The sequence below is a fragment of the Mitsuokella jalaludinii genome, from assembly GCF_928722185.1.
Lineage (GTDB): Bacteria > Bacillota > Negativicutes > Selenomonadales > Selenomonadaceae > Mitsuokella > Mitsuokella jalaludinii.
Genome location: NZ_CAKMXA010000001.1, coordinates 520232 through 546763, shown reverse-complemented (window position 1 = coordinate 546763; position 26532 = coordinate 520232). Strand labels below are relative to the sequence as shown.

At 60.5% G+C, this 26532-nt stretch carries 29 protein-coding genes and 1 riboswitch; of the genes, 27 read left to right on the top strand and 2 right to left on the bottom strand.

Translation table 11 applies throughout. The annotated features are described in order from the left end of the window. The first annotated feature begins 55 nt into the window (after window positions 1-55). The 3 genes from QDI87_RS02525 (at window position 56) to QDI87_RS02515 (ending at window position 3688) form a co-directional block, all read left to right on the top strand. Window positions 56-808, top strand: coding sequence for a 3'-5' exonuclease (locus QDI87_RS02525; RefSeq protein ID WP_051652166.1), 753 nt, complete (start codon window positions 56-58; stop codon window positions 806-808). Between the two features lie 391 nt (window positions 809-1199). Beyond that, the gene (locus QDI87_RS02520) at window positions 1200-2141 is read left to right on the top strand and encodes a LysR family transcriptional regulator (RefSeq protein WP_051652165.1); all 942 of its coding nucleotides are present in this window, start codon (window positions 1200-1202) and stop codon (window positions 2139-2141) included. Between the two features lie 296 nt (window positions 2142-2437). Beyond that, complete coding sequence (locus QDI87_RS02515) at window positions 2438-3688, top strand: MFS transporter (RefSeq protein ID WP_036374873.1); 1251 nt, start codon at window positions 2438-2440, stop codon at window positions 3686-3688. Window positions 3689-3800: 112 nt separating this feature from the next. Here the strand turns inward: QDI87_RS02515 and QDI87_RS02510 are convergent, their stop codons facing one another. Then, entirely contained in the window at window positions 3801-5567 is a 1767-nt protein-coding gene (locus QDI87_RS02510; protein ID WP_036374870.1) for an Rqc2 family fibronectin-binding protein, read from the bottom strand. Window positions 5568-5715: 148 nt separating this feature from the next. On the opposite strand from QDI87_RS02510, the gene dapF reads away from it, so the two are divergent. The 6 genes from dapF to coaBC are packed head-to-tail and all read left to right on the top strand — an operon-like array spanning window position 5716 to window position 9880. After that, window positions 5716-6552, top strand: a complete 837-nt coding sequence (gene dapF / locus QDI87_RS02505) for a diaminopimelate epimerase (RefSeq protein WP_036374867.1) — start codon at window positions 5716-5718, stop codon at window positions 6550-6552. 13 nt (window positions 6553-6565) lie between these two features. Continuing rightward, on the top strand, window positions 6566-7444 hold the full coding sequence (locus QDI87_RS02500) for a YicC/YloC family endoribonuclease (protein WP_036374864.1): 879 nt from the start codon (window positions 6566-6568) through the stop codon (window positions 7442-7444). A 36-nt stretch (window positions 7445-7480) separates the two neighbouring features. Beyond that, window positions 7481-7798, top strand: a complete 318-nt coding sequence (gene remA / locus QDI87_RS02495; protein WP_051652164.1) for an extracellular matrix/biofilm regulator RemA — start codon at window positions 7481-7483, stop codon at window positions 7796-7798. Then, window positions 7795-8397 (top strand): guanylate kinase, encoded by a 603-nt coding sequence (gene gmk / locus QDI87_RS02490; RefSeq protein ID WP_036374861.1) that lies wholly within the window; start codon window positions 7795-7797, stop codon window positions 8395-8397. The genes remA and gmk overlap by 4 nt, the downstream gene beginning before the upstream one ends. Beyond that, on the top strand, window positions 8394-8624 hold the full coding sequence (gene rpoZ, locus QDI87_RS02485; protein ID WP_036374858.1) for a DNA-directed RNA polymerase subunit omega: 231 nt from the start codon (window positions 8394-8396) through the stop codon (window positions 8622-8624). The genes gmk and rpoZ overlap by 4 nt, the downstream gene beginning before the upstream one ends. Window positions 8625-8653: 29 nt before the next feature. Continuing rightward, on the top strand, window positions 8654-9880 hold the full coding sequence (coaBC, locus tag QDI87_RS02480; protein ID WP_255240639.1) for a bifunctional phosphopantothenoylcysteine decarboxylase/phosphopantothenate--cysteine ligase CoaBC: 1227 nt from the start codon (window positions 8654-8656) through the stop codon (window positions 9878-9880). Between the two features lie 649 nt (window positions 9881-10529). Here the strand turns inward: coaBC and QDI87_RS02475 are convergent. Further along, window positions 10530-10976: a hypothetical protein gene (locus QDI87_RS02475; RefSeq protein ID WP_055161341.1), complete on the bottom strand. Its 447-nt coding sequence runs from the start codon at window positions 10974-10976 to the stop codon at window positions 10530-10532. Window positions 10977-11124: 148 nt separating this feature from the next. Here QDI87_RS02475 and QDI87_RS02470 point away from each other — a divergent pair, with 148 nt between their 5' ends. The 18 genes from QDI87_RS02470 to QDI87_RS02385 all read left to right on the top strand — a co-directional run bounded on the left by QDI87_RS02470 (window position 11125) and on the right by QDI87_RS02385 (window position 26520). Next, window positions 11125-11988, top strand: coding sequence for a hypothetical protein (locus tag QDI87_RS02470; protein ID WP_255240640.1), 864 nt, complete (start codon window positions 11125-11127; stop codon window positions 11986-11988). Between the two features lie 206 nt (window positions 11989-12194). Beyond that, window positions 12195-12653, top strand: coding sequence for an Rrf2 family transcriptional regulator (locus QDI87_RS02465; RefSeq protein WP_036374849.1), 459 nt, complete (start codon window positions 12195-12197; stop codon window positions 12651-12653). A gap of 12 nt (window positions 12654-12665) precedes the next feature. Next, a complete protein-coding gene (locus QDI87_RS02460; protein WP_255240641.1) occupies window positions 12666-14189 on the top strand; it encodes an ArnT family glycosyltransferase in 1524 nt (507 codons plus the stop codon). Window positions 14190-14245: 56 nt separating this feature from the next. After that, window positions 14246-15271, top strand: coding sequence for a glycosyltransferase family 2 protein (locus QDI87_RS02455; protein ID WP_255240642.1), 1026 nt, complete (start codon window positions 14246-14248; stop codon window positions 15269-15271). Next, window positions 15261-15665 carry a GtrA family protein gene (locus tag QDI87_RS02450; protein ID WP_255240643.1) on the top strand — a complete coding sequence of 135 codons (405 nt, stop codon included), beginning with the start codon at window positions 15261-15263 and terminating at the stop codon, window positions 15663-15665. Before QDI87_RS02455 ends, QDI87_RS02450 begins: the two co-directional genes overlap by 11 nt. Before the next feature lie 209 nt (window positions 15666-15874). Further along, on the top strand, window positions 15875-17437 hold the full coding sequence (locus QDI87_RS02445; RefSeq protein ID WP_255240644.1) for a nitrite/sulfite reductase: 1563 nt from the start codon (window positions 15875-15877) through the stop codon (window positions 17435-17437). 47 nt (window positions 17438-17484) lie between these two features. Beyond that, window positions 17485-17600: riboswitch (TPP riboswitch) on the top strand. A gap of 86 nt (window positions 17601-17686) precedes the next feature. Further along, the gene (gene thiS, locus QDI87_RS02440) at window positions 17687-17884 is read left to right on the top strand and encodes a sulfur carrier protein ThiS (protein ID WP_036374840.1); all 198 of its coding nucleotides are present in this window, start codon (window positions 17687-17689) and stop codon (window positions 17882-17884) included. Window positions 17885-17982: 98 nt separating this feature from the next. Then, the gene (locus QDI87_RS02435) at window positions 17983-18753 is read left to right on the top strand and encodes a thiazole synthase (protein WP_278743360.1); all 771 of its coding nucleotides are present in this window, start codon (window positions 17983-17985) and stop codon (window positions 18751-18753) included. Window positions 18754-18783: 30 nt separating this feature from the next. After that, window positions 18784-20043 carry a 2-iminoacetate synthase ThiH gene (gene thiH / locus QDI87_RS02430; protein ID WP_036374837.1) on the top strand — a complete coding sequence of 420 codons (1260 nt, stop codon included), beginning with the start codon at window positions 18784-18786 and terminating at the stop codon, window positions 20041-20043. 70 nt (window positions 20044-20113) lie between these two features. Further along, on the top strand, window positions 20114-20698 hold the full coding sequence (locus QDI87_RS02425; RefSeq protein ID WP_278742133.1) for a thiamine phosphate synthase: 585 nt from the start codon (window positions 20114-20116) through the stop codon (window positions 20696-20698). 199 nt (window positions 20699-20897) lie between these two features. Beyond that, window positions 20898-21107 (top strand): sulfur carrier protein ThiS, encoded by a 210-nt coding sequence (gene thiS / locus QDI87_RS02420; protein WP_036374834.1) that lies wholly within the window; start codon window positions 20898-20900, stop codon window positions 21105-21107. Next, window positions 21104-21922, top strand: coding sequence for a HesA/MoeB/ThiF family protein (locus QDI87_RS02415; RefSeq protein WP_255240645.1), 819 nt, complete (start codon window positions 21104-21106; stop codon window positions 21920-21922). The genes thiS (QDI87_RS02420) and QDI87_RS02415 overlap by 4 nt, the downstream gene beginning before the upstream one ends. Window positions 21923-21933: 11 nt before the next feature. Further along, the gene (locus QDI87_RS02410; RefSeq protein ID WP_055161310.1) at window positions 21934-22353 is read left to right on the top strand and encodes a M67 family metallopeptidase; all 420 of its coding nucleotides are present in this window, start codon (window positions 21934-21936) and stop codon (window positions 22351-22353) included. Window positions 22354-22680: 327 nt separating this feature from the next. Then, window positions 22681-23541 (top strand): 4Fe-4S binding protein, encoded by an 861-nt coding sequence (locus QDI87_RS02405; RefSeq protein WP_278742132.1) that lies wholly within the window; start codon window positions 22681-22683, stop codon window positions 23539-23541. Further along, complete coding sequence (locus QDI87_RS02400) at window positions 23538-23795, top strand: sulfurtransferase TusA family protein (RefSeq protein ID WP_278742131.1); 258 nt, start codon at window positions 23538-23540, stop codon at window positions 23793-23795. Before QDI87_RS02405 ends, QDI87_RS02400 begins: the two co-directional genes overlap by 4 nt. A 360-nt stretch (window positions 23796-24155) precedes the next feature. Beyond that, window positions 24156-25457 carry an ammonium transporter gene (locus QDI87_RS02395; protein ID WP_278742130.1) on the top strand — a complete coding sequence of 434 codons (1302 nt, stop codon included), beginning with the start codon at window positions 24156-24158 and terminating at the stop codon, window positions 25455-25457. A 7-nt stretch (window positions 25458-25464) separates the two neighbouring features. Continuing rightward, the gene (locus QDI87_RS02390; protein WP_036374817.1) at window positions 25465-25821 is read left to right on the top strand and encodes a P-II family nitrogen regulator; all 357 of its coding nucleotides are present in this window, start codon (window positions 25465-25467) and stop codon (window positions 25819-25821) included. 366 nt (window positions 25822-26187) lie between these two features. Further along, a complete protein-coding gene (locus QDI87_RS02385) occupies window positions 26188-26520 on the top strand; it encodes a hypothetical protein (RefSeq protein WP_278742128.1) in 333 nt (110 codons plus the stop codon). Window positions 26521-26532: the final 12 nt, after the last annotated feature.

The window sequence follows — 26532 nt, the reverse complement described above, 5'->3', positions numbered from 1 at the left end:
CAGATGCTGCCGTGCGCCTCCTGGCGCGGGCAGGCGAGTAGAACAGGAGAGTATCATGCGGAGTAAGGAACAGGAAAACAAGCGCCGCCAGAGACGGCGCAAGAAACAGCTCGAGCGGGCCATCCACGCGCAGTCCGTCAGCCTCGAGGGGCTCGCGGAGCTCCATCCGAGGGGCGTCGTCTCGTTCGACCTCGAGATGGCCGGGGCGTTCCCCGACGACATCATCGAGATTGGGGCCATCCGCATGCCGATCGCCTCGGACAAGATTGAGGTCTTCCGCCGGCTCATCCGCCCGCGGACCTTCATCAACCGCACGGTGCGCAACATGACGGGCCTCACGAAGGAGGACCTCAGGGACAAGTCGCCGCTCGACGTTATCCTGCCGGAGTTCCTCGACTTCGTCGACCCGGAGGACCTCGTCGTCGGCCACGCCATCGGTGACAACGACATCCTGAGCATCAACCTCGCGCTCATGCGCATGAACCACAAGAACGACACGAACATCCGCTTCTGCCCGCGCTATCTCGACACCGTGCGCCTCGCACAGCAGCTCCTGCCGAAACGCAAGAAGTACAACCTCGTCGCCCTCCTGGAGTCGTTTGGCTGGCACACGAAGAAGAAGCACCGCGCCTTCGAGGACGCGCTGGCCTCGTACGTGCTGCTCGAATGCCTGCTCAAGGACAATGAGGAGAAGCCGGACTGGCTTCCCGACCTTCTCGCGCGGGAGGGCGGCCGCTCGCTCGTCTGTCAGTACCTCGACTGCGAAGCCGAAGAAGCGGGAGAAACGGACGAAAATGAGGACGGATGAGGCGGAGATTGCGCAAAAAGCACTTGTCCAGTGCTTTCTATTGTAGGAACTCACAAATATTTTCATGAGTTCCTACAATGGAATCGCCTTTTTTTGGACCTTGTATTCCGTTATAATAATAGATGAAGGGGGTAGGTTGGCAAGCCGAAAGGCTTTATCTTGCCGGCTCCAGTCAAGTCCATTGATTTGAACGCCAACCACAAGTCAACGTGATGGGAGCCGGCGCCCTTCGACCGAAAAGAACAGAGGCTGTCGCAGCGATGCGGCGGCCTCTTTTTCGTGGGCTGTATTGCAAAATCACATGGCCTCTGTTAGAATGGTAGTCAATCGTTTCGATAAATCGTATTTATATCGTGTCGGATGATCCTCGCGGATCGATTGGGAGGCTTTTATGATGGGAGATTTGCCAAGCATCCAGCAGCTGGAATGCTTCATTATCTACGGGCGTGTGCAGAACTTCACGCGAGCGGCCAAGGAGGCGAACATCACGCAGTCGGCCTTCAGCGCGCAGATGAAGAACCTCGAGAGCGCGCTCGGCGTCACGCTCATCCAACGCTCGAAGCGCGGCAGCCACCTGACGGAGGCGGGGAAGGTCTTCCTCGCGCGCATCACGGACTGGATGGATGGCCTGCACAAGATCGTCTACGACCTGCAGTCGGCCAATGCCGCGCAGCCCGCTGAGCTCAATGTCGGCATCCTGCGGACGCTCGGCGACATCCAGGTGAACCGCCACATCGCGCACTTCCGCCAGACCAACAAGAACCTGCGCTTCAACGTATTCGATCTCGAGACGGACCAGATCTGCCGCGCGCTGCAGGATGACCGCCTCGACGTCGCCTCGACGTACTACGTCGCCGATTCGCTGCCGGCGGGCGGCGCGGCCGAGTACGAGACGGCGCACTTCTGCTGGGACAATCTCGTCTACTACGCGCCGCTCCTGCAGCCTCGTGTTGTGCCTGTCACGCGCGAGGCGATTGCGCGCCTGCCCATCGTCATCTACCCGAAGAATTACTTCATGAACAAGACGTTCCACGCGTACTTCGCGCCCGTTCTCGAGAAGGAAACGCCCGTCATCTCGGCGCGCCTCTCGACGCCTTACGCGATGGTCTACTACTGCCAGCAGAATGGGGCGGGAGCGCTCTTGCCGGAGCGCCTGCTGCGCGCACTCGGTTGCCGCGACGGCTGGTACGAGCTCGCGCAGCCGCTGCGCGTCGACGCCTGCCTCATCTACAAGAAGAACAGCCCCAAGATCGACCTGATTCGCGACTACGTCAGCCACGTCTTGCAGAGCTTTGACGAGGGGCAGGACTCTATTCATCGCGAGAAGCGATGAGCACGGCCCCCGCGCAAAAGCAGAAGAAACAGGAAGTTTTTTAGCAGCGCCTCTTCGTGACTCATCCTAAAAACGCGAAAACATCCAGATGGGGCGGACGCTGTTATGCGTGCCATGCACAGGAAACGCGACTGAAGGTCATATCGACAGAACCCGTAGAGAATGGTGCTTGTCATCTGTTTTTATGATGACAAGCATCTTTTTTATGCGCTACACAAAATCAGGTCGACCCCCTATAATCAATAACTGTCATACATTTGATTTATTCTTTGTGAGAAAGGTCGTTGATTTTATTTATGTCTTCCAAACCACGGTTATGGACGAAAGGGTTCATCCTTGATACGCTTGTCAATTTCCTGATTTACATCATCTACTATATGCTGATGGTCATCATCGCATCGGAGGCCATCCACTCGCTGAATGCCTCGATGAGTGAGGCTGGCCTCGCTTCCGGCATCTTCATCCTCGGCACGCTCGTCGCGCGCCTCTTCGCGGGCCGCTCGGTCGAGCTCTACGGCCGCAGGAAGATGCTGTTCGCCGGTATCATCTTCTACCTCGCGACGACGTTCATGTACTTCGGCATCCACTCGATGGCCATGCTCTTCCTCGTCCGCTGCCTCAACGGTATCGGCTACGGTATCGCCTCGACGGCGACGAGCACGATCGTCTCGACGATGATCCCGGCAGAGCGCCGCGGCGAGGGCATCAATTACTATGCGCTCTCGATGAGCCTCGCAGCTGCCATCGGCCCCTTCATCGGCATGCTCATGCAGCAGATCTTCCCGTTCGAAGACATCATCTACTTCTGCATCGCTATGATCGTCGTCTGCCTCGGTGCTGCGTCTGTCATGCACGTCGAGGAGATGGAGCTCACGGAAGAGCACCGCGCCGCACTCAAGGAGATCCACATCGCGAACTTCCTCGAGCCGAAAGTCACGGCCATCTCGATTGTCGCCTTCTGCGTCGCTGTCTGCTACTCGAGCGTCCTGAGCTTCCTCGCCTCGTATGCCGGTGAGCTCCAGCTCATGACGGCCGGCACGCTGTTCTTCGTCGTCTACGCACTCGCCGTCACGGTTGCCCGCCCGGTTGCCGGTGTCATGTTCGACCGCAAGGGTGAGGACTTCGTCATGTATCCGACGTACGCCTGCCTGGCCATCGGCCTGCTGCTCCTCTCCATCACGACGCAGAGCTGGATGATGCTCGTCGCTGGTGTCTTCGTCGGCCTCGGCTACGGCACGTTCATGTCGAACGGCCAGGCCATCTGTGTCAAGCTCGTCAAGGAAGTCCGCATCGGCGTTGCCGTCTCGACGTACTTCATCGCCCTTGACCTCGGCCTCGGCGTCGGCCCGTACCTGCTCGGCGCCTTCAAGGAATCCCTCGGCTTCCAGGGCATCTACTTCGCTGTCGGCCTCGGCGCTATCGGCTGCGCTGCTCTCTATTACCTGCTCTATGCTCGCCGCCGCGAGGCACGCCGCGCTGCTGCGGAAGGCCAGCTGACGGAAGCTGAGCTTGAGGCAGAGCTCGAAGCTGAGATGGAAAAGATCTGATACAACCTCTATCACATATACCCCATAAAAAGTGGCCGCACCGAGTCCCCCCTCGGTGCGGCCGTTTTTTTCGCTTCTATACGATTTTATATCGGCAGGGCTTCCTTTAAGCTCAGCTCGGGTCCTGCGCGAGTACCTTGGCGAGCTTTGCCTCGTCGGGCGTAATGTAGAGCGTCTTCTGGTTCGTGAAGATGACGAAGCCGGGCTTGCTGCCGGACGGCTTCTTGACGTAGCGGATCTCTGTGTAGTCGACGGGGATCTTCGAGGAGCCGCGCGCCTTGCTGAAGTGCGCGGCGAGGCTCGCGGCGAGCAGGATGTCCTCTTCGCTCGGCTCTGTGCCGCCGTTCTGCAGGACGACGTGGGAGCCCGGGATGTCCTTCGTGTGGAACCAGGTGTCGTTGAAGCGCGCCGTCTTGAACGTCAGCTTGTCGTTCTGGTAGTTGTTCTTGCCGACGAGGATCTCTGTGCCGTCTGGCGCCTGGAAGTGGAAGGGGCGGGCGGGCTTGTCGTTATTCTTCTTCTTGGGCTTCTCGCGCAGGTAGCCGGCGGCGATGAGCTCGTTGTGGATTTCGGCGATCTCCGCGAGATTCGAGGAGGCGAGCAGCGACGCCTCGATGCTCTCGAGGTAGGCGATATTTGTCTCGCACTCGCGGCGCTGGACCTGCAGCAGTTCCTGTGCGCGCTTGAGCTTGTCATACTTCTTGTAGCAGGCCTGCATGTTCTCGACGAGCGTCAGGCGCTGGTCGAGTGGGATCGTGATAGTTTCGCCCGTCTCACTGTAGATGTTCGGCACGGTCACGCTCGCGTCCTCGCGGTCCTTAAACTGGTACTGGTACGTCATGAGGTTGTCGCCGCGCACCTTGAATTCCTCCGCGTTCTCCGCCGCCGCGATCTCCTCATCGAGCTTCGTGAGCTTGTTCTCGGCACGGTTCTTCTCATTCTTGACGAGCTTGCGGAAGCGGTCCTTGTCGGGCAGCACGTAGGAGCCGAGCAGGTTGTCGGCCTTCTCGAGCATGGCGCTGATCGTCGGGAAGGAGAGCGCGGCGGCCTCTGGCAGGTAGTGGAGCGGGAAGGCGGCCATGGCGAGCACCTTCTGGTTCTCGCCGAGCAAGAGCACGGCTTTATCGCCGTCCTCGCCGCCGTGCGCAGCCGCCTCGCGGATTTCCTCAAGGGCGCCTTTGACAGCCTGGAAGTCGGCCGCATCGAGCGCTTCGATGCGGATGGAGGGCGCGAGCCCTGCCGAGAAGCAGACTTCCTTCGCGGAGACAGGGCCGAAGCCCATGCAGGCGGCTAAGAGTGCCTTGTCAAGGCGAAGCGTTGGGTCTGCCTTCACGATGGCCATGATGGTCTCGATATCATCTGTGAAGAGGTCTTTCTTCTCCTGTCCGGGCGGCAACTCGTAGGCCTGGCCGGGCAGGACGGTGCGCACGCGGCTGCTGTTCGCGCCAATCTTGCGCAGCGCGTCGATGATGATGCCGTCCTGCACGAGGATGATGTTGCTGTACTTGCCCATGAGCTCGAGCACGAGCGTCTTCGTCACGATGCGGCCGCCCGCGGCCAGCGAGTCGATGTCGATGAGCAGCAGGCGGTCGAGTCCGTGCTGGCGGATCTGGGCAATGCGGCCCGTCTCGATCTGCTTGCGCAGGACCATGCAGAAGACGGGCGGTTCAGGCGGGTTTTCGAGGTTCTTCTCGAGCAGGTGGGCCGACGGGTTCTGCGAGTTGATGGAGATGTGCAGCAGGAAATTCTGCCCGGGCTGACGCACGGACAGGATGATGGATTGCTTATTGGGCTGTGTGATCTTGTCGATGCGGCCGCCCGCGAGCGCTGCGTCAAGCTCGCGCGTCAGCGGGCGCATCGAAAAGCCGTCAAGACTCATATGGATTCCTCATTCCTTCTATATAATAGTATCGGGAATATTGTACCATCTGTGCAGGGGGAACTCAAGTACAGATGTACGGAAAGGGGTTGCAAGTGGCGGCCAAAACCAGTAGAATATAAGGATAAGGTAAAAGGAGGTATTCCTCATGCATTTTTCAAAATGGCAGGGCTGTGGCAATGACTTTGTCCTGGTCGACTGCTTCAAGGAAAACGTCGATGATTTCGCTGCATTCGCGAAGCAGGTCTGTGACCGCCACTACGGCATCGGCGGCGACGGCGTGCTCTACGTGCTGCCGTCCGATAAGGCGGACTTCCGCATGCGCATCTTCAATACAGACGGCAGTGAGGCCGAGATGTGCGGCAACGGCATCCGCTGCTTCGCGCGTTATCTCCACGACTTCGGCCTGACCGCGAAGGAAGCGTTCACGGTCGAGACGGGCGCAGGCATCCTCGTGCCGCGCCTGCAGCTCGAGGCGGGCAAGGTCACGGGTGTGCGCGTTGACATGGGCGAGCCGGTGCTCGAGGGCGAGAAGATCCCCGTCAAGGGCTTCGGCATGGACCGCGTCATCGAGGAGGATATCACGGTCAAGGGCCAGAACTACAAGATGACCTGCGTCTCGATGGGCAACCCGCACTGCGTCATCTTCGTCGATGATGCTGAGGCGTTCCCAATCCACGAACTTGGTGCCTCGTTTGAGTCGCATCCGGCCTTCCCGCGCAAGACGAACACGGAATTCGTCGAGGTGCGCGACCGCCAGCACGTGCGCATGCGCGTCTGGGAGCGCGGCGCTGCTGTGACGCTCGCCTGCGGCACGGGCTCGTGTGCGACGGGCGTCGCCGGTGTGCTTACGGGCCGCACGGACCGTAAGGTCGAGGTCGAGCTCGACGGCGGCAAGCTCATGGTCGAGTGGGATGAGGCCACGAACCATGTCTTCATGACGGGCCCGGCGGAGCTCGTCTTCACGGGTGAGATCGCGTACTGACGGGGGTGAGGCTATGATCAGGAGCATGACCGGCTTCGGCTCTGCCGTCGTCGAGAATGAGGAATACAAGGTATCGGTCGAGGTCAAGGCCGTCAACCAGCGCTTCCTCGAGATGTCCTTCCACATGGGGAGGGCGCTCTCGCCGTTCGAGGACAATTTGCGCCGCCTCGTGCGCCAGACGGCTGCGCGCGGCAAGGTCGACATCTTCGTCAACTATCTCGACAAGCGCGAGCACGCCGCCTCCATCCGCGTCGACAAGCAGCTCGCCGCCTCGTACCACGCGGCGCTCGACGAGCTCAGCGACTTCCTGCACCTCGCGCGCCCCGACGACGTCATGCAGGTCGCCTCGTACCCCGATGTCCTGCAGGTCGAGAAGGACGAAGAGCTCGCGGGCTTCGAGCCCGTGCTGCGCGCGGCTGCCAGTGAGGCCCTGCGGAGCTTCGATGCGATGCGCCAGGCCGAGGGCGAGAACATCGGCCGCGACTTCTTCGTGCGCCTCGGCGAGCTCGAAGCATCCGTCGAGCGCCTCAAGGCCCTCGCGCCGACGATCGTGCAGGCCTACCGCGAGCGCCTCGAGAAGACGCTCGGGGAGCTGCTCTCTGAGCAGGGAATCGACGAGACGCGCATCATCCAGGAGACGGCGCTCTACGCCGACAAGGTCAACTACACGGAGGAAGTCGTGCGGCTCGGCAGCCATTTCCAGCAGTTCCGCGCCATCCTCGCGTCGGCGGACGGTCCCATCGGCCGCAAGCTCGACTTCCTGATCCAAGAGATGAACCGCGAGACGAACACGATCGCCTCGAAGGCGAGCTCGGCCGAGGCCGCGCAGCTCGTCGTCGACATGAAGAGCGAGATTGAGAAGCTCCGCGAGCAGGTCCAGAACATCGAGTGAGACAGCTCACGATTCACGATAGGGAGGAAAGACGAAATGGATATCAGCTTAATCAACATCGGTTTTGGCAACATCATATCTGCGAGCCGCATCGTCGCGATCGTGAGCCCAGAGTCGGCGCCCATCAAGCGCATCGTCCAGGAGGCGCGCGACAATGAGCGCCTGATCGATGCGACGTATGGCCGCCGCACGCGCGCTGTCCTCGTCATGGACAGCGACCACGTCGTGCTGTCCTCCGTGCAGCCGGAGACGATCACGCACCGCATCCTCGTCGAGGATGACCCGAAGGAGATGGCGAGGGCCAGCAGAGCGGAGATGAATCGGAATACTAAAGGAAAAGATGAGGTAGAATGAGCAAAGGGTTATTGATTGTGATTTCGGGGCCTTCGGGCACGGGCAAGGGAACGGTCTGCGGAGAGCTCCTCTCGAAGACGCCGGAGCTTGCCTACTCGATCTCCGCGACGACGCGCCAGCCGCGCGACGGTGAGGTCGACGGCAAGAACTACTACTTCCTGACGAAGGAGCAGTTCGAGAAGATGATCGGGGAGGGCGGCTTCCTCGAGTACGCCAATGTCTACGGCAACTACTACGGCACGCCGCTCGGCAAGATCGAGGAGCGCCGCGAGGCAGGGCAGGACATCCTGCTCGAAATCGATACGCAGGGCGCGCTGAATGTCATGAAGCGCTGCCCCGACGGGCTCTTCATCTTCCTCTTGCCGCCGTCCCTGCCGGAGCTCGAGCGCCGCATCCGCGGCCGCGGCTCGGAGACAGAGGAGTCGCTCGCGCGCCGTCTCGGCTCCGCCGAGAAGGAGATCGAGATCGGCCGCAATTACACGTTTGTCGTCATCAATGACACAGTGCGCCAGGCTGTGAAGCGCATCCAGGCCATCATGGTCGCAGAGCACTGCCGTCGTGATAAAGAAGATATGATCAATGAGGTGTTGGAACAATGAGAACGAATACTGTTGAGATGAGCATGGTCAATCCGTCCACGGATACGCTGATGAAGAAAGTCGACAGCCGCTACGGCCTCGTCGTGCTTGCCGCCAAGCGCGCACGCCAGCTCTTAGACGGCGCTGAGCTCAAGGCGACGAAGGCCCGCTCGACGAAGAACGTGACGAATGCGCTCGAGGAGATTGCCGAGGGCAAGATCTCTTACGAGCTCGATATCGACCAGTAAGATTCCTTGAGGAAACAGCAGGGGAGGAGATGCAGCCGATGGAACAGGAGAACGCAGGCGCCCTCTCGGGCAAGAAGATCGTGCTCGGTGTGACGGGCGGCATCGCCGCCTACAAGGCCGTCGAGATCGCGAGCCGCCTGAAGAAGGCCGGCGCGGAGGTCCATGTCATCATGACGCGCGGCGCCGAGAACTTCGTCACGGAGCTGACCTTCCGCGAGATCAGTGGCCAACCGGTGACGACGGACATGTGGGCCAAGGTGCCGCACTACCATGTCGAGCACATCGCGCTCGCCACGCTCGCCGACGCCGTGCTGATCGCACCCGCGACGGCCAACGTCCTTGCCAAGGCAGCGGCCGGCATTGCCGACGACATGCTGACGACGACCTTGCTCGCGACAAAGGCACCTGTCTTTGCCGCGCCGGCGATGAACACGAACATGTACGAGAATCCCGTGACGCAGCGCAACCTGCGCGACCTCGCCGCAAGGGGATATCACATCATCGAGCCAGCGAGCGGCATGCTCGCCTGCGGCGTCCGCGGCAAGGGGCGCCTGCCGGAGCCAGCCGCCATCGTAGAGGAGCTCGCTGCCTTCTTCGCCAAGGGGAAGGAGCTCGTGGGCAAGAAGGTACTCGTGACGGCCGGCGGCACCATCGAGCCGCTCGACCCCGTGCGCTACCTCGGCAACCGCTCGACGGGCCGCATGGGCTATGCCATTGCGCAGCAGGCAAAGAGCCGCGGCGCCGATGTCGTGCTGGTGTCGGCGCCAAGCGCTCTGCCCGTGCCGGAGGGCGTGCGCATCGTGCGCGTCGAGACGGCGCGGCAGATGCGCGAAGCCGTGCTCCGGGAGTTCCCGGCCACGGATGTCGTCATCAAGGCGGCCGCCGTCGCCGATTACCGGCCCAAGGTCGTAGCGGCTGACAAGATCAAGAAGCAGGACGGGGAGTTCACGCTCGTGCTCGAGCGCAACCCCGACATCCTCTACGAGCTCGGCCAGAAGAAGGCGCACCAGATCCTCGTCGGCTTCGCCGCAGAGACGCAGCACGTCGAGGACTACGCCAAGGCCAAGCTCGCCAAGAAGAACCTCGACTTCATCGTCGCCAACGACGTCTCCGAGAAGGACGCGGGCTTTGGCACCGAGACAAATCGCGTCAAGATCTTCGCCCGCGACGGTCGCATGTGGGACTACCCGCTCATGAGCAAGAGCGCGATCGGCGGGATCATACTCGACCATGTGCAGGAGAAGCTCAGTCTTTGAGCCGGCAAAAGAGGTCAGTTCTTGTTGACATCTGTACGGGGCGGGGGCGTGTATTCCGGCTTCAGAAGCTCCGCGAAATGGGGCCTATGCTCGGTTTGCAAAGGGCCATCGAGGGAGGTTTGGCAAGGGGGCGGTGAAACATATTTCGGCTTCGGCGGCTCCGTAAATGTGCCCCAAGTGAGGTTGCGGACGGAAGCCGCTTCGCCGCCTGCCGCGGCGCTTTGACATCGCGTAGCGAAGATAGCCTCTGGGTGGGGCACACCCTTCGGGCACGTACTGCGCCGCCTGCAGGCGAAATATATTCCCCCACCCTTAGGCAGTACCTTTTTACTGCCACAACTCGACTTCTACGGTGGGCTCATATGCGATGGCCTGACTAGGCGGGGTGGAGACTATTTCGCTTGCAGGAACGGAGTGACTGCCCGCAGGGCTGCCCCGCAAACGAGCTTGGCTTTGTTTGCAATGTAAAAGCGTCGCTGTATGCGGCGCAGTTCCTCAGTACTGAAGATATACCTTGCGGGGCATTTAACGAAGTGACGAAACCGAAATAGTCTCCGCCCTGCCACGCCACACCCTGCCCCGCCACGATGTAAACAAAAAAGGGCTGCCGCTTTCGCGACAGCTCTTTTTGCAGGCGTCATCCCATAGCTTATTTCTTTGCCTTGTTGCTTGCCTTTGCATTCTCCTGCGGTGCGAATGGCGTCAGGGCGAAGTAGTCGAGTTCGCCTTTGCTGTTGAAGATGAACTCGCAGCGGACGACTTTTGCCTTGTCAAAGCTCATGAGATAGATGAACTGGTCCGTCTTGTCGAAGCGCGTCCACGAGACGAAGCGGCTCTCCTTGAGCGTGCCGAGTTCCTTGGCCATGCGCTGCTGTGCCTTGAGCATCTCAGATGCCTTGACGTTCTTCTTGGCATCGGCGCTCATGACGGCGAGGGCAGAGGCCGAGTCCTGCTTGACGAGCATGGCGTCGATCCACTGGTTCGAGATCGTCTCTTCGCTCTCGAATGCCTTGGCGTTCGCGGACGGAGCAGCCATGGCCGTTGCCGGCAGGATGAGCAGGCAGAGCATCATCGCGAGTAAATAGATTTTCTTCATAAAAACAATACACTTCCTGACAGCCATTATACCGCATTTCTATCTTTCCTGTAAAGCGATTCTTGCGGATGTCCGCGCTGGCCGGGAGCCTGCATTGCAATGTGTTTTATCTTCTATTCTGTATCTTAGGTATCTAGGGGGTTACATTTTGCTCGAACAATTGATATTCACGATGGGCGGCCCTCTGCGGGCAGGCAGCCTGCGGGTCGAGGTGGCGGTGCGCGAGCGCAAGGTCTATGTCGGCGCGGCCCGGGCGGATTCGCTCGAGGAGCTGCCGCAGGAACTCGCTCCGGACGCTCTTGTAGAGTTGCCGAATGGCCGCCGCTGGCTGCGCAAGCTCGACAAGCTCGCCATCGCGCAGCGTTGGCGCTCGCGCTTCACGGCGTCGGCACCGCTCTCAGCGGACACGCGCTGGCAGCTCCTCTACAAGGAGCAGGGCAAGAACGCGCGCCACATCATAGGGCTCGGGGCGTTCCCCGAGAACTGGACGTCGTTCGTCGACTGCCTCAATGAATTGCCGGACGTCACCATCCAGCAGCAGAACCACCTCGAGTACATCCGCTTCCTGCTCGTCGAGAAGGTGCCCGTCATCACGGGGCGGAAGAGGACGGTCGTGGAGCTGCGCGAGAAGCTCGTCCTCGACCGCCGCAAGCGCATGATCCTCTACAACCGACACAAGGAGGACTTCGGCACGGAGCGCCATGCCTACGATCTGCCGAAGGCGGTGAGCAATCTGCTCGATGCGCTCGACAAACCGGCTGCCTTCGAGCAGCGCCTGCACGTGCGCTGTATCGACGGCTCGGATACGGGGGCGCGGCTCATCGTGCGCTGGCAGCGCCACGACCGCCTCGAGGCGGGGCTCACTTGCCATTACGATGCACAGGACATGCCGGCGGACTGGCCGCTCTTCCTGCGCATGCTGCACGAGGCCATGGGCGGCATCCGCGGCCGCTTCTTTGCGCTCGACCGCTTCCCGTTCGAGAGCGCGGCGCAGGCGAGCGCACAGCCATGAGGCAGAGCGCTCGATGTAGCAGGGAAATTGACAGGCATTGGATTCCTGCTATACTGAAGGTATTAATAAATACAGCGTATCTGCAAGAATACGATAGATGAGAGAATGCGGCTCAAGATCAATGAAGATCCATGTACAGCATATACAGCATATACAGTATATACGGTGCGATGGGATGCGATATGAGCCGGGAAAGAGGGGATACTATGCAGATTTCCAGCCGTTTCACCATTGCGGTCCACATCTTTGCCTGCATCGAGGCGTTCGGGGACCAGTACAAGCTCACGAGCGATTTCCTCGCGGGCAGCGTCAATGTCAACCCCGTCATCATCCGCAAGACGATGTCCCAGCTCCAGAAGGCCGGGCTCATCAAGGTCGCGCGCGGCACGGGCGGCATCAGGATCACGCGTCCGCTCGAGGAGATCACGCTCTTAGACATCTTCGAGGCCGTCGAGTCCATCGACCACGAGCATCTCTTCCACTTCCACGACAATCCGAATCCGGCCTGCCCGGTCGGCCGCAACATCCACAAGATCCTCGACGGCCACCTGCAAGATGCCCAGCGCGCGCTCGAGCAGGAGCTCGCCAAGACGACGCTCGCCGACATCCAGCAGGAGACGCTGGCCTGCCTCGCAAAGGATGCTGCTGCAGATCAGCAGGGATGATGGGGGCAAAGCATGAATAAGATCCTTGCCATGATGAAGCAGCACGAGCGCGCGCTGGCACTACTCGCCGTCATTGTCCTCGTCCTGCTCGGCAACGGCCAGCTGGCCATCACGGACCCCGTCGAATCGAACTACGCGTTGACCGCCAAGGAGATGCTGGCAGCTGGCGATTTCACCTCGCCGCGCATCTACGGGAATTACTGGTATGATAAACCGATCTTCTTTTACTGGGAACTCCTCGTGGCTTTCCAGATTTTCGGCACGGGAGAGTTTGCTGCGCGCTTTTTCCCGGCTGTGTTCTCGGTGCTCAATGTGCTTGAGACGTACTACTTCGCGCGCAAGCTCTACGACAGGGCTACGGCCTTCCTCTCGGCCATCATCTTCGGCACGACGATCGCCTTCTTCTACCTCTCGAAGGCCGTCATCACGGACATGACGTTCGTCTTTTTCTTCAACGCCGTGCTCATTGCCTTCTACCTCGCTTACCGCAGCGGTAGGCGATGGCTCTACCTCGCGGCCTTTTTCTTTTCGGGGCTGACCGTCCTGACGAAGGGGCCCATAGGCTTCCTGCTGCCGGGCTTCATCCTGCTCGTTTTCCTTTGCGTGCGGCGCCGGGCGGGGGAGCTCCTGCACATGAAGTGGCTGCCCGGCATGGCCGTCTTCCTCGCCGTCGGCGGCTCGTGGTACTACGTCATGTACCGCCTGCACGGCATGGACTTCATCGACACGTTCTTCGGCGTGCACAATTTCCTGCGCGCCCGCGTGGCCGAGCATGCGCGCGACGATGTCTTCTACTACTACACGCTCATTTTCCTCGTGGGCTTCGCGCCGTGGTCGTTCGTCGTGCTCTACCAGGTCAAGAAGCGCTGGGCAGAGCTCAGGGAGAGGGTGAAGGAGCGGCGCGTGAGCGATGCGGCCATCTTCCTCTTTGTCTGGGCGCTGCTCGTCAACCTCTTCTTCCAGTGCATGGCGACGAAGTACGTCACCTACACGCAGCCGGCCTTCCTGCCGATGGCCATCCTCGCGGGCCGCTTCCTGCTGCCGAAGATGCGCCTCGTCAAGCGGACTGCCGCCTGCATGTACGTGCTCTACGCCGTGCTGATCTTCGTGGCCGCCATCCCGCTCTGCGAGCAGCAGTCGGGGCGCACGACGGCCGCTGCTTTAAGGAATCTTAATCCCGGTGATTACCTCGTCGTTAACTACGGCGACTATAATAATGACCGTATCCACTACAAGGCCTCGACGGTCTTCTACTACGGGGAGAACATCCCTGAGCTTATCGGGCGCGAGGAGATGGAGGACGTCCGGCCCGGCGGCATGAGCTGGAACGCCAAGAATGTCATGCCGTTCCTCGCCTATGAAGACCTGCCGCCCGAGACGCCGATCCTCATCATCTGCGAGACGGAGCGGCTGCCTTTCCTGCGCGGCCGCCTCGCCGACAGCGCTCTCGAGAACGTCTACGAGTCACAGGGCACGACGATTGTCAAGGCCATCGTGCCGCGCCGCCGCATCGCCAATCCCGGCGATGCGGAATAAAAACACAGAAGGAACACGAAGGAACACAGAAGGATAGAAGGGAAGTCTAGATATCCATGGAGAAAAAGAGACTGTCCATCGTCGTACCCGTCTACAACGAGGAGGACAATCTGCATCATTTCTACGAAGCCGTCCGCCAGACGATGGCAGGTCTTGACCTTGACTGGGAAATAATCTTTGTCGACGACGGATCGCGCGACAAGAGCCGCGCCATCCTCGCGAAGCTCGAGCGTGAAGACGCACGCGTCCAGCCGATGCTGCTCGCACGCAATTACGGCCACCAGCTCGCGCTGACCTGCGGCCTCGACCACGCGGACGGCGATGTCGTCATCACGATGGACGGCGATATGCAGCATCCGCCCGAGCTCATTCCCGAACTGCTGAAGTACTGGCACGAGGGATACGATGTCGTGCAGACGATACGCGATGCGACGCGCGATGCCTCGTGGCTCAAGCGCACGACATCGGCCGGCTACTACAAGTTCCTCAACCTCATATCGGAGGTGCCCGTGCAGCCGGGCGGCTCGGATTTCCGCCTGATGGACCGCAAGGCCGTGCTGGCCTTCCGGCGCTACCGCGAGCACGCGCGCTTCATCCGCGGGCTCATCGGCGCGATGGGCTTCCGGCAGAAGCAGCTGCACTTCACGGCGCCGCCGCGCTTTGCGGGCAGCTCGAAGTTCTCGCCGCGCAAGATGTGGCGCCTCGCCGTCGACGGCGTCTTCACGTGCTCGACCTTCCCGCTGCGCCTCGGCCTCTACTTCGGCATGGCGAGCCTCTTCGCGAGCATCTGCCTCTTCCTGCACGTGCTCTATGAGACCTTCGTCAGCGAGGACACGGCGGCGGGCTGGCCGACAATCATGGCCTGCCTGCTCTTCTTCGGCGGCATGCAGCTCCTGATCCTCGGCATCATCGGCGAGTATCTCGGCCGCACCTACGAGGAGACGAAGCGCCGTCCGCTCTACCTCCTCGCGCGCGGCAAACCCGAAGACCTCGCGCACGGCCTCGATGACGAGGCGGCGGCTTCGGCCATCGCCATGGCCAATGATTCGGTAGAAGAGCCGGAGCCTGCCCATGAGAATTGACTGGCAGACCATCAAGCACCACTTCTTCACGCGCGCCTTCCTGCTCTTCCTCGTCATCGGCACGCTCAACACCTTCCTCTGCAGCTTCCTCGCGACAATCCTCGAGCCGCTCGTCCACAATGCGAACCTCGCATTCAACATCGGCTATCTGCTGAGCAATGGCAATGCGTATCTGCTCAACAGCCTCTTCGTCTTCCCGACGCGCATGACGCTCGCGCGCTACGTGAAGTTCTTCCTCTCGTACGTGCCGAACTACATCATCCAGAACGCCATCGTCTTCATCTGCTACAATCTGCTCGGTCTGCCGTCGCTCGCGAGCTACCTGCTCGCGGCCATCCTCGGCGTGCCGATCACCTTCCTCTGCGTCAAGATCTTCGCCTTCGGCCGCCATTGAGCGGTGGGGAAGAAGAGGTATTGTGATTTTTATCACAGCTCTGTGATATTTTCTGTTGACGGATAACGACTATCCATGGTATGGTAGATACAATTCAGTAACTGACCAGCAAATGGAGGTTCCTGTATTCTTTCGAGTATGTATGCTCTTTTGCGTATGGATGCTCGTTGAGTACGGGGACCTCCATTTTTCATGACAGGAGAGATAGTATGACCAACCGCAATGAACAGTGGAAACACGAGAAGGACGGGCTCGAGATCCTCAAGGAGCTTCCCGCGCTCGCCGAAAAGGATTTCAAGGAGATTGACCCTGGCGATGTTGAGCGCCTCAAGTGGGCGGGCATCTACGCCCAGCGGCCGCGCGACGGCCACTTCCTCGTGCGCGTCAAGCTGCCTTCGGGCCAGCTGACGGCAGCGCAGGCCAAAGTCCTCGTGGATCTTGCCGCCGCGTACGGCAAGGGCGAGATCCAGATCACGATACGCCAGGCCGTGCAGATCCACAACATCACCCTGCGCGATGCCGTGGACATCCTGCCGCGGCTCAAGGCCGCGGGCCTGAGCTCCGTCGAGGCCTGCGGCGATGTGCCGCGCACGATCCTCGGCAACCCGCTGGCCGGTGTCGACGCAGAGGAACTTCTCGACACGCGCCCGCTCGTCGAGGAAGTCTTCCGGTTCTTCCTCGGCAACCGCGATTTCTCGAACCTGCCGCGCAAGTTCAAGATCTCCATCTCGGCCAACCCGCATGATGCCGGCTTTGCGCGCATCAATGACCTTGCCTTTGTGCCGGCAAGGCGCGAGGGGGAGGCGGGCTTCGTCGCCTACGTCGGCGGCGGCCTTTCGGCAGAGCCGCATCTTGCGGTACGCCTGCCGTTCTTCATCCGCCCGGCGGAGGTCAAGGCCGTCGCTGAGGCTGTCGCAACGCTCTTCCGCGACGAGGGCTACCGCGAGAAGCGCAATCACTGCCGCCTCAAGTACCTCGTGGCGGACCTCGGCGCAGAGCGTGTCGCCGAGAAGATCGAGGCACAGACGGGCGCTCTGCTGCGCGGCGGCGAGGAAGTCACCGCCCCGTGGAACTACGGCCGCTTTTACGGCATCCACGCGCAGAAGCAGCCGGGACTCTGCTACGTCGGCGTCCACGTGAAGAACGGCCACATCCGAGCCGAAGACCTCCGGGCATTTGCCGAGCTTGCTGAGCGCTTCGGCCAGGGACGCCTGCGCACGACGAACTCGCAGAACCTCATCCTGCTCGACATCCCCGAGGGAGAGACCGGGGCACTGCTTCATGATGCAATCTTCAAGGCCTACCCGACGGCGCCGGGGTTCTTCACGGGCTACGCCTCCTCGTGCACGGGCAATGCCTACTGCAACTTCGCACCGATCGAGACGAAGAACCGCCTGCACGAGCTCACGGCCGCGCTCGACGAAGCTTTCCCAGAGGTCGGACAGCCGCTGCGCATCAACCTGACGGGCTGCTTCCACGCCTGCGCGCAGCCGCAGGTCGCCGACATCGGACTGACGGGCGGCCGCGCGCGCGTCGGCGAGGCGGTCGTGCCCGTCTACACGTTGATGATCGGCGGACATCTCGGCGAGGGATCTGCCTTTGCTCGGCCGCTCGAGGGGCGCGTGGCCGACGACAAGCTCCTCGGCCTCCTGGAGGCCCTCGTCCAGAAGTACCTCGCACTGCGCGAGGCGGGCGAGCCGTTCTACGCGACGGTCGCGCGCACGGGCCTCGAGCTTTGGCAGTCTGTCGCCAACCAATACACAATTGCTTGAGAGACGCGTTGACAATGTGAAAGAGTCCGACTATAATAAGAGTTGCAATTGCATAACGGGGGAGCTTGCGGCGTCGTGCACAGCAGGCTGAGAGGGGACTCGTGGTCCCGACCCTTGACCTGATTTGGATAATGCCAACGTAGGGAGATGGAGCGCTTCGCCGCAGGGCAGGCGCAGACGTGAGATGAGCGAAGGAAGACCAAGCAGGTCTTCCTTCTTTTTTTATGCAGACAGGATGGAGATGAACCTATGGTCACGATCAATGGAGAAGCACAGGCCAAAGACGGCACGATGCTCCTGGACTTCCTGAAGGAAGCCGGCTACGACAGCCGGGCAATCGCTGTCGAGTACAACGGCGCGATCCTCGCGAAGGATGCGTACGAGACGACATCATTCAGGGCGGGCGATGTCGTCGAGATCGTCTGCTTCATGGGCGGCGGTGCCTGACGGCCCGCAGCAGCTGCCGTATATGCACAGAGAGATAGAGAAAGAAGACGATAGAAATGACAGAATCCACAAAATCCACGAAATCCATCGAGGAAAAGATGGCCGAGGACAGCTTCACGCTCAGCGGCCACACGTTCCACTCGCGTTTCATTCTCGGCTCGGGCAAGTACTCGCTCGAACTCATCGACGCGGCCGTGCGCTATGCCGAGGCAGAGCTCGTGACGGTGGCCGTGCGTCGCGCGAACACCAAGGAGAAGGAGAACATCCTCGACTACGTGCCAAAGACCGTCACCCTGCTGCCCAATACCTCGGGCGCCCGCACGGCGGAGGAGGCCGTGCGCATCGCGCATCTCGCCAAGGCGCTCGGCTGCGGCGACTTCATCAAGATCGAGATTATGCGCGACTCGAAGTACCTGCTGCCCGACAACAACGAGACGATCCGCGCGACCGAAATGCTCGCCAAGGAGGGCTTTGTCGTGCTGCCCTACATGTACCCCGACCTCTACGCCGCCCGCGCGCTCGTCGATGCCGGTGCAGCGGCCGTCATGCCGCTCGCCGCGCCAATCGGCTCGAACAAGGGACTCGCGACGAAGGAATTCCTGCAGATCCTCATCGACGAGATCGACCTGCCGATCATCGTCGACGCCGGCATCGGCAAGCCGTCGGAGGCCTGCGCGGCGATGGAGATGGGCGCCGCGGCCATCATGGCGAACACGGCTCTCGCGACGGCCGGCGATGTGCCGCTCATGGCCTCGGCGATGCGCGATGCGATCCGCGCCGGCCGCAAGGCATATCTCTCGGGGCTCGGCCGCGTGCTGACGCGCGGTGCCGCCGCTTCCGACCCGCTGACGGGCTTCCTGCATGACTGAGCGTAGAGAACAGAAAGGAAGCGCATTGTGATGACGAATCAGAAAAATAATTTCTTCATCGACTCGGACAAGCTCAGCGAGAAAGCCCTCGCCAAGAAGCACCGCCTGGAGACGGACCCCTCGAGCCGTACCGACCCGATGGCCTACTGGCCCGACATGGAGCAGATCGACCCGACTGTGCGCGAGACGGTCATCGCGGCCATGAACGACTACGACCCGAGCGCCTACACGATCCTTGACGCCAAGCGCGCCCTCGACCACGAGACGTGCACGATCGAGGACTTTAAGGCGCTGCTCTCGCCGGCCGCCCTGCCGCTCTTGGAGCAGATGGCGGAGCGCGCGAGCCGCGAGACGAGCCGTCACTTCGGCAACACGGTCTACCTCTTCACGCCGCTCTACATCGCCAATTACTGCGAGAACTACTGCGTCTACTGCGGCTTCAACTGCTACAACGACATCCACCGCCTGCAGCTCAGCAAGGACGAGATCGAGCACGAGATGCAGGTCATCGCCAAGAGCGGCATGGAGGAGATCCTCATGCTGACGGGCGAGAGCAAGGAGAAGAGTAGCGTTGCTTACATCGGCGAAGCCTGTAAGCTCGCGCGCAAGTACTTCCGCAACGTCGGCCTCGAAGTCTACCCGATGAATGTCGCCGACTACCGCTACCTGCACGAGTGCGGCGCCGACTACGTCACCGTCTTCCAGGAGACATACGATGTCAAGAAATACGAGACGCTTCACCTCATGGGCCACAAGCGCGTCTGGCCGTACCGCTTCGAGGCGCAGGAGCGCGCCCTGATGGGCGGCATGCGCGGCGTCGGTTTCTCGGCACTCTTAGGCCTCGCCGACTTCCGCAAGGACGCCCTCGCGACAGCGCTGCACGTCTACTACCTGCAGCGCAAGTACCCGCAGGCCGAGTTCTCGCTCTCGTGCCCGCGCCTGCGCCCGATCATCAACAACGAGAAAATCAACCCGCAGGATGTCGGCGAGCGCCAGCTCTGCCAGATCCTCTGCGCCTACCGCATCTTCCTGCCGTACGTCGGCATCACCGTCTCTTCGCGCGAGAGCGCAGCCTTCCGCAACGGCATCGTCAAGATCGCTGCGACGAAGATTTCCGCCGGCGTCTCGACGGGCATCGGCGACCACGAGGAGAAGTACACGGGGAAGGGAGAGGGCGAGACCGGCGACGCGCAGTTCGAGATCTGCGACAGCCGCAGCCTGCGCCGCATGTACGCGGACATGGCCGGCGAGGGCCTGCAGCCAGTGCTCAATGACTATGTGTATCTCTAAGAAAATACCTCCTGCGAAGCAGGAGAACCTGTACTATATACCTCCTGCGAAGCAGGAGCATTTAATCGCGGTGACCAACCGCCATCTCTTTGATGAGGCAGGAGGGCAGCCAGCCTTTCTCGCGCGCCTCGAGCAGGTAGCCGCCGCGCATCCCGCCGCCCTCATCCTGCGCGAGAAGGATATGGAGGAGGGGGACTATGAGGTACTGGCGCGGGAGGTACAGATCCTCTGCTGCCGCCATCAGGTGCCCTTTATCGCGCATACCTTCGCTGGTGCGGCGAAGCATCTCTGCGCCGACGGCCTTCACCTGCCACTTCCTCTCCTGCGCACCATGCGTCAGGAAGGGAGGGCGTTGCCTGGGCGGCTCGGCACCTCATGCCATTCGCTCGAAGACGTGCGCGAAGCGGAACAGCTCGGCTGCTCGTATCTCATCGCGGGCCACATCTATGAGACCACCTGTAAGCCGGGCCTGCCGCCGCGCGGCCTCCGCTTCCTGCGCGAAGCCGCCGCTTCGACAGCGCTTCCCGTCTACGCCATCGGCGGCATCACGCCCGAGCGCCTGCCGGAAGTCCTCGCGGCGGGCGCAGCGGGCGGCTGCGCGATGAGCTCCCTGATGCAGGGGCCTCTCTGGCTGGCGGCACAAAATAATCCGTGACTTTTATCACTACATGTTGACATTTCTCGCAGACGGCTGTATAATAGCCATAAATTGTTAAACATATCAACAAAGTATGCATTAACAAGATACGAGAGTCATTCGTCAACGAAAGCTCACGATAAGGCCTGTGGCAGGAGCCTGTTCTGTCAGGGTGTCTTTATCGCGAGCTTTTTCTGGTATTATGGAGGGATTTTACATGAAACTGACAGTAAACGGCAAAGAACTGACCATCGAGAAGTCCATCAACCTCAAGGACCTGCTCGTCGTCGCCAAGGCGGAGCAGCCGGACTACGTGACGGTCGAGCTCAACGGTGAGTTCGTCGATCACTCGGGCTTTGAGTCGACGTTCGTCAAGGATGGCGACAAGGTGGAATTCCTCTATTTCATGGGAGGCGGCGCAAGATGAGCTCTTTGACGAATGAACAGATTGAACGCTATTCCCGCCACATCATCCTCGATAAGGTCGGCGGCAAGGGGCAGGAGAAACTGCTCGGCGGCAAGGTGCTCGTGATCGGCACGGGCGGCCTCGGCGCACCGGCTGCAATGTACCTTGCAGCGGCCGGCGTCGGCACGATCGGCCTCGTCGACTTCGATGTCGTCGACCTCTCGAACCTGCAGCGCCAGATCATCCACCAGACGAAGGATGTCGGCAAGGCCAAGGTCCAGTCGGGTCAGGAGACGATCGCGGCGATGAACCCGGACGTCGAGGTCCATACCTACAACGAGATGGTGACGTCGAAGAACATCCGCGACATCATCCGCGACCAGGACTACGACTTCATCATCGACGGCACCGATAACTTCCCGGCGAAGTTCCTGATCAACGATGCCTGCGTCTTCGAGAAGAAGCCGTTCTCGCACGCAGGCATCATCCGCTTCCAGGGGCAGCTCATGACGTACGTGCCGGGCAAGGGCCCGTGCTACCGCTGCGTCTTCCCGACAATGCCGCCGAAAGACGCTGTGCCGACCTGCCGTCAGGCCGGTGTGCTCGGCGTCATGGGCGGCGTCATCAGCACGCTGCAGGCGACGGAAGCACTCAAGTACATCCTCGGCATCGGCGACCTCCTGACGGGCTATCTCCTGACGTACGACGCCCTGACGATGACCTTCCGCAAGATCAAGATCCCGCGCAACCCGAACTGCGGCATCTGCAGCGACCACCCGACGATCACCGAGCTCATCGACTACGAGCAGCCGGCCTGCGACCTGCGCCATCACTGAGGGGGGAGAGCATGATCATTCATCTGAAACTGGAGGACTACCTCACAATGGTGCAGCACGCGCGCAAGACCGCGCCAGTAGAAGACTGCGGCCTGATTGGCGGCCGCATCGACGAAGCGACTGGCGAGAAATTCGTGGAGAAAGTCTTCTTCCTGACGAACATCGATCACAGCGAAGAACATTTCTCCCTCGACCCGAAGGAGCAGTTCGCCGCAGTCAAGGAGCTGCGCGCCCAAGGACTCGAGCTCCTCGGCAACTGGCACAGCCACCCCGCATCCCCCTCCCGCCCGAGCGAAGAAGACAAGCGCCTCGCCTACGACAGCCGCGCGAGCTACTTCATCCTCTCCCTCAACGGCGGCGAACCCGTTTTGAACAGTTTCCACATTGAGAAACGGACCGACGTGAGCAAAGAGGACTTGCGCATCCGCTGATTTTCTCTTCATCGGCGATGAGCTGAGAGGAACGCCTCGAGCATCTCAGGAAGTGAGGGAGGGGCTGGCCCTTAGCGGAGCTTTGACGGTCTGCGTGAAGAACCGGTTTTTTGCCGACCAGAATCCTTGCCAAGGAGCGTCGTCCAAGCGGAGCGCGTTTAGCTCCTTGGCAAGGCTGCCATAAAAGGCAAAAAACAGGTTTAGCAGACCGTCACGCGCAGCGCCGGGCCAGCCCCTCCCGTCTTCCCTCATTGATGAGAACGTCATCTATCTACTATCTATCTCATCTAGCAATCATAATGTATGTATATCTTAGGAGGAATTCCCATGGCAGTTGATTATAAAGAGCTCAAAAAAGGCGGCTTCATGCGCCAGCGCCAGAAAGACCATTTCTCGATGCGCCTGAAGTCCGTCGGCGGCCACTTCACCGCGGCCCAGCTCGGCACCGTGCAGAAAGTCGCGGAGCAGTACGGCAAGGGCTACGTGCACCTGACCTCACGCCAGGGCATCGAGATTCCCTTCATCCGCCTCGAGGATATCGACGCCGTCAAGAAAGCCCTGCACGAGGGCGGCGCCTCCGTCGGCGTCTGCGGGCCGCGCGTGCGCACGATCACGGCCTGCCAGGGCTGCGCCGTCTGCGCCTCGGGCCTCATCGACACGCAGCACCTCGCGCAGGAGTTCGACACGCGCTACGGTGGCCGCGAGCTGCCGCACAAGTTCAAGTTCGGCTTCACTGGCTGCCACAACAACTGCCTCAAGGCCGAGGAGAACGACTTCGGCGTCAAGGGCGGCGTCGAGCCGAAATGGTCGTCCGATTCCTGCACGTTCTGCGGCGTCTGCGAAGCTGTTTGCCCCGAGAAGGCCATCACGGTCAAGGCAGACGAGGGCAAGGTCGTGCTCGACGAGTCGAAGTGCGTCTACTGTGGCAAGTGCATCAAGAGCTGCCCGACGGACGCCTGGCAGGGCAAGGCCGGCTTCGTCATCTCGTTCGGCGGCCTCTACGGCAACCGCATCGCGATTGGCCGCCATTTCCTGCCGATCGTCTTTGAAGAGGAGAAACTCTACGAACTCGTCGACACGACGCTGGCTTTCTTTGAGAAGTACGCGAAGCCGAGCGAGCGCTTTGCCAACTGCCTGGACCGCGTCGGCTGGGACAAACTGGAAGAGGAGGTAAACAAAGTATTATGAGTGAAGCAGTAAAGACCGACGGCACGATCGACATCACGGATGTCGTCTGCCCCATCACCTTTGTTAAAGTCAAGCTGGCCCTCGAAGATCTCGAGGACGGCCAGACGCTTGCCGTGCACCTCAATGACGGCGAGCCAATCCAGAATGTGCCGCGCAGCCTCAAGGACGAGGACCACAAGGTCCTCTCCGTCAAGAAGCGCGAGGACGGCACGTACGACCTTATCGTCAAAAAGCATGGACTTCTGTCGGACTGAGCAGGGTAGCTCGGGTCGAAATACTGTATACATGTAAATTTGGTGTTGACGAATGCAGGTGACCCTGCTATTATAAAGATATCAGTAAGAGGCAAGGGAGCCCCGAAGAATCAGGTACCGGATTCTTCGGGGCTTTCCTGTTCACTAGCTGGTACACTTTCCGTTGAAATCCCCAAAACAAACAGCGGCCAGGAATGGACAAAGGCGTCCGGCGGGCATGAGAAACCTCATCGAGGCTCATGCCGCTGGACGCCTTTTGCATTTGGCCCTGATTCAGCGGCGGGTGAATGGAACGGGAAAAGCTATTATATTTTCCAATCACTGCAACTTTTTTGAAGTAATGGAAAGGAATGGATTCTTATGATTGACACTGGCGATACGGCCTGGGTGCTCATCAGTGCAGCCCTGGTCTTTGTAATGACACCTGGTCTCGCGTTCTTCTATGGCGGCATGGTCCGCAGCAAGAACGTCCTGACGACCATCATGCAGAGTTTCTTCATCATCGCGATGATCTCCGTTGAGTGGGTCATACTCGGCTATGCCATGACGTTCGGCACGGACATCGGCGGCTTCATCGGCAGCCTCGACAAGGTCGGCCTTGCCGGTGTCGGCCTCAACGTCCTCGAGAACGGCACGATCCCGGAGCTCGCCTTCGTCGCCTTCCAGTGCATGTTCGCCGTCATCACGCCGGCCCTCATCACGGGCGCGTTCGCAGAGCGCATGCGCTTCGCAGCCTTTGCTGTCCTGATCCTGCTCTGGGCCATCTTCATCTACAACCCGATGGCTCACTGGGTATGGGGCGGCGGCTTCCTCGCAGAGCTCGGCGCGCTGGACTTCGCCGGCGGCCTCGTCATCCACATCCTTTCCGGTGTGTCCGGCCTGACGATCTGCATCCTGCTCGGCACGCGCCGCGGCTACGGCCAGTTCGCCATGATTCCGCACAACCTGCCGATGACGGTTCTCGGCGCAGCACTCCTCTGGTTCGGCTGGTTCGGCTTCAACGCCGGCTCGGCTCTCGGCGCAAACGGCCTCGCCGCCAACGCATTCGTCACGACGCAGGCAGCAGCTGCTGCTGCAACGGTCTCCTGGGTACTCGTTGAGTGGTACCGCAACGGCAAGCCGACCATCCTCGGCGCGGCTTCCGGCTGCATCGCCGGCCTCGTTGCCATCACGCCAGCTGCCGGCTTTGTAAAGCCGATGCCTGCGCTCGCCATTGGTTTTATCGGTGGTATTGTCTGCTACCTCGCCGTCGCTGTCCTCAAAGAGAAGCTCGGCTACGATGATTCGCTCGATGCCTTTGGTGTTCACGGCATCGGCGGTACCTGGGGCTCCATCGCAACGGGCCTCTGGGCTACGACGGAAGTCAACCCGGCCGGTGCTGACGGCCTCTTCTACGGCGAGACGCACCTGCTCTTCGCTCAGGTCGTTTCGGTCATCGTTGCTTATGCTCTTGCCATTGTCGGCACGTACATCCTCTTCAAGGTCGTCAGCCACTTCATGAAGGTCCGCGCAGATGAGACGGAAGAAATCGCAGGTCTCGATGTCGTCGAGCACGGCGAGCGCGGCTATGCCAGCGCCATGATGGCCGGCAGCCCGATCGCATCCCTCGAGAACTCCAGCGAGATGCTCGCAAACACGATTCTAAGTACGCAGAAAGAGTGAGGCAGCTATGAAGATCACGAAAGTAGAAATCATCACACGTGCCAGCAAGCTCGAAGAACTCAAGCAGGCACTCAACGATATCGGCGTGCTCGGCATGACCGTCAGTCAGGTATTCGGCTGCGGCCTGTCGAAAGGCCACACGGAAGTCTACCGCGGCAAGGAATACGACATCAACCTTGTCCCGAAGATCAAGCTCGAGACCGTCGTCTGTGAGATCCCGGTCGAGCGCGTGCTCGAAGTCGCACAGAAAGCCGTGCGCACGGGCAACATCGGCGATGGCAAGATCTTCGTCTACGAGCTCACCGACGCCGTCCGCATCCGCACCGGCGACCGCGGCCCGGAAGCCATCATGGACACCAAATAAGGTATCCTGAACATATAACTCGAATCCTCATAACCCCATAGATTTGATGTATCCCCAACTGGAGGGCCCCGCAAGGGGTCCTTTTCTTATATAAAAAATCCTGCTGAAACCCGCGCATTCCGGCAGGATTTTTCTTGTTTGCCGCGAAATAAGAGCATAGGAAAGAATTGCCAGAAGGCAACTCCTTCTGGCAGGACAAGCAAAACGATGATTCTGATTCATCAGAAAGGGTGTGTTCTTATGAGACATGCTGATTTTGATGGACGGTTGGACGGAATCATGGTACGTGCAGCAGTCCGTCTTCACGAGAGGATGGCGTTCGCTTTTGCGCGCGGCAGCCTCACAGATTACCTCAGGAAAATCGGAATGGCAGAAGAACTCGGCCTTGGCCCGCAGCACAATGCGAACCTCGCCAAAGTCGAAGACGCCGCCATCCTCCTGCTCGCGCAGAAAATCCGCCGGGCGAGGAAGAGCGGCACCCTGAAAAGCTACCTGCGGCAGATCAACATGCTTGAGCTGCTGCAGAAAGAAGCGCGTCCGGGCAAGATAGGACACAACGTGGCTCATCTGCACCGGATCCAGGCAACCGGGAAGAAACAGGACGAGCAGCCCCCCCATGGGAAACGTCATCTCCGTTCATTTCCGCTCCATTCCCTGACACAGCAAGAGATTTTGTTACAAGTACAACAAGAGGCATAGGAGTTGCGGCTC

Coding starts and splice junctions, on each gene's coding strand:
- QDI87_RS02460 (WP_255240641.1), top strand. CDS start 12,666: ATGAATAAGATCCTTGCCATGATGAAGCAGCACGAGCGCGCGCTGGCA.
- rpoZ (WP_036374858.1), top strand. CDS start 8,394: ATGAGAACGAATACTGTTGAGATGAGCATGGTCAATCCGTCCACGGAT.
- coaBC (WP_255240639.1), top strand. CDS start 8,654: ATGCAGCCGATGGAACAGGAGAACGCAGGCGCCCTCTCGGGCAAGAAG.
- remA (WP_051652164.1), top strand. CDS start 7,481: ATGGATATCAGCTTAATCAACATCGGTTTTGGCAACATCATATCTGCG.
- QDI87_RS02390 (WP_036374817.1), top strand. CDS start 25,465: ATGAAGATCACGAAAGTAGAAATCATCACACGTGCCAGCAAGCTCGAA.
- QDI87_RS02475 (WP_055161341.1), bottom strand. CDS start 10,976: ATGAAGAAAATCTATTTACTCGCGATGATGCTCTGCCTGCTCATCCTG.
- QDI87_RS02510 (WP_036374870.1), bottom strand. CDS start 5,567: ATGAGTCTTGACGGCTTTTCGATGCGCCCGCTGACGCGCGAGCTTGAC.
- QDI87_RS02435 (WP_278743360.1), top strand. CDS start 17,983: ATGGCCGAGGACAGCTTCACGCTCAGCGGCCACACGTTCCACTCGCGT.
- QDI87_RS02385 (WP_278742128.1), top strand. CDS start 26,188: ATGGCAGAAGAACTCGGCCTTGGCCCGCAGCACAATGCGAACCTCGCC.
- QDI87_RS02415 (WP_255240645.1), top strand. CDS start 21,104: ATGAGCTCTTTGACGAATGAACAGATTGAACGCTATTCCCGCCACATC.
- QDI87_RS02400 (WP_278742131.1), top strand. CDS start 23,538: ATGAGTGAAGCAGTAAAGACCGACGGCACGATCGACATCACGGATGTC.
- QDI87_RS02520 (WP_051652165.1), top strand. CDS start 1,200: ATGATGGGAGATTTGCCAAGCATCCAGCAGCTGGAATGCTTCATTATC.
- QDI87_RS02450 (WP_255240643.1), top strand. CDS start 15,261: ATGAGAATTGACTGGCAGACCATCAAGCACCACTTCTTCACGCGCGCC.
- QDI87_RS02500 (WP_036374864.1), top strand. CDS start 6,566: ATGATCAGGAGCATGACCGGCTTCGGCTCTGCCGTCGTCGAGAATGAG.
- QDI87_RS02525 (WP_051652166.1), top strand. CDS start 56: ATGCGGAGTAAGGAACAGGAAAACAAGCGCCGCCAGAGACGGCGCAAG.
- QDI87_RS02405 (WP_278742132.1), top strand. CDS start 22,681: ATGGCAGTTGATTATAAAGAGCTCAAAAAAGGCGGCTTCATGCGCCAG.
- QDI87_RS02395 (WP_278742130.1), top strand. CDS start 24,156: ATGATTGACACTGGCGATACGGCCTGGGTGCTCATCAGTGCAGCCCTG.
- QDI87_RS02445 (WP_255240644.1), top strand. CDS start 15,875: ATGACCAACCGCAATGAACAGTGGAAACACGAGAAGGACGGGCTCGAG.
- QDI87_RS02410 (WP_055161310.1), top strand. CDS start 21,934: ATGATCATTCATCTGAAACTGGAGGACTACCTCACAATGGTGCAGCAC.
- QDI87_RS02455 (WP_255240642.1), top strand. CDS start 14,246: ATGGAGAAAAAGAGACTGTCCATCGTCGTACCCGTCTACAACGAGGAG.
- QDI87_RS02515 (WP_036374873.1), top strand. CDS start 2,438: ATGTCTTCCAAACCACGGTTATGGACGAAAGGGTTCATCCTTGATACG.
- thiS (WP_036374840.1), top strand. CDS start 17,687: ATGGTCACGATCAATGGAGAAGCACAGGCCAAAGACGGCACGATGCTC.
- thiH (WP_036374837.1), top strand. CDS start 18,784: ATGACGAATCAGAAAAATAATTTCTTCATCGACTCGGACAAGCTCAGC.
- thiS (WP_036374834.1), top strand. CDS start 20,898: ATGAAACTGACAGTAAACGGCAAAGAACTGACCATCGAGAAGTCCATC.
- QDI87_RS02465 (WP_036374849.1), top strand. CDS start 12,195: ATGCAGATTTCCAGCCGTTTCACCATTGCGGTCCACATCTTTGCCTGC.
- dapF (WP_036374867.1), top strand. CDS start 5,716: ATGCATTTTTCAAAATGGCAGGGCTGTGGCAATGACTTTGTCCTGGTC.
- gmk (WP_036374861.1), top strand. CDS start 7,795: ATGAGCAAAGGGTTATTGATTGTGATTTCGGGGCCTTCGGGCACGGGC.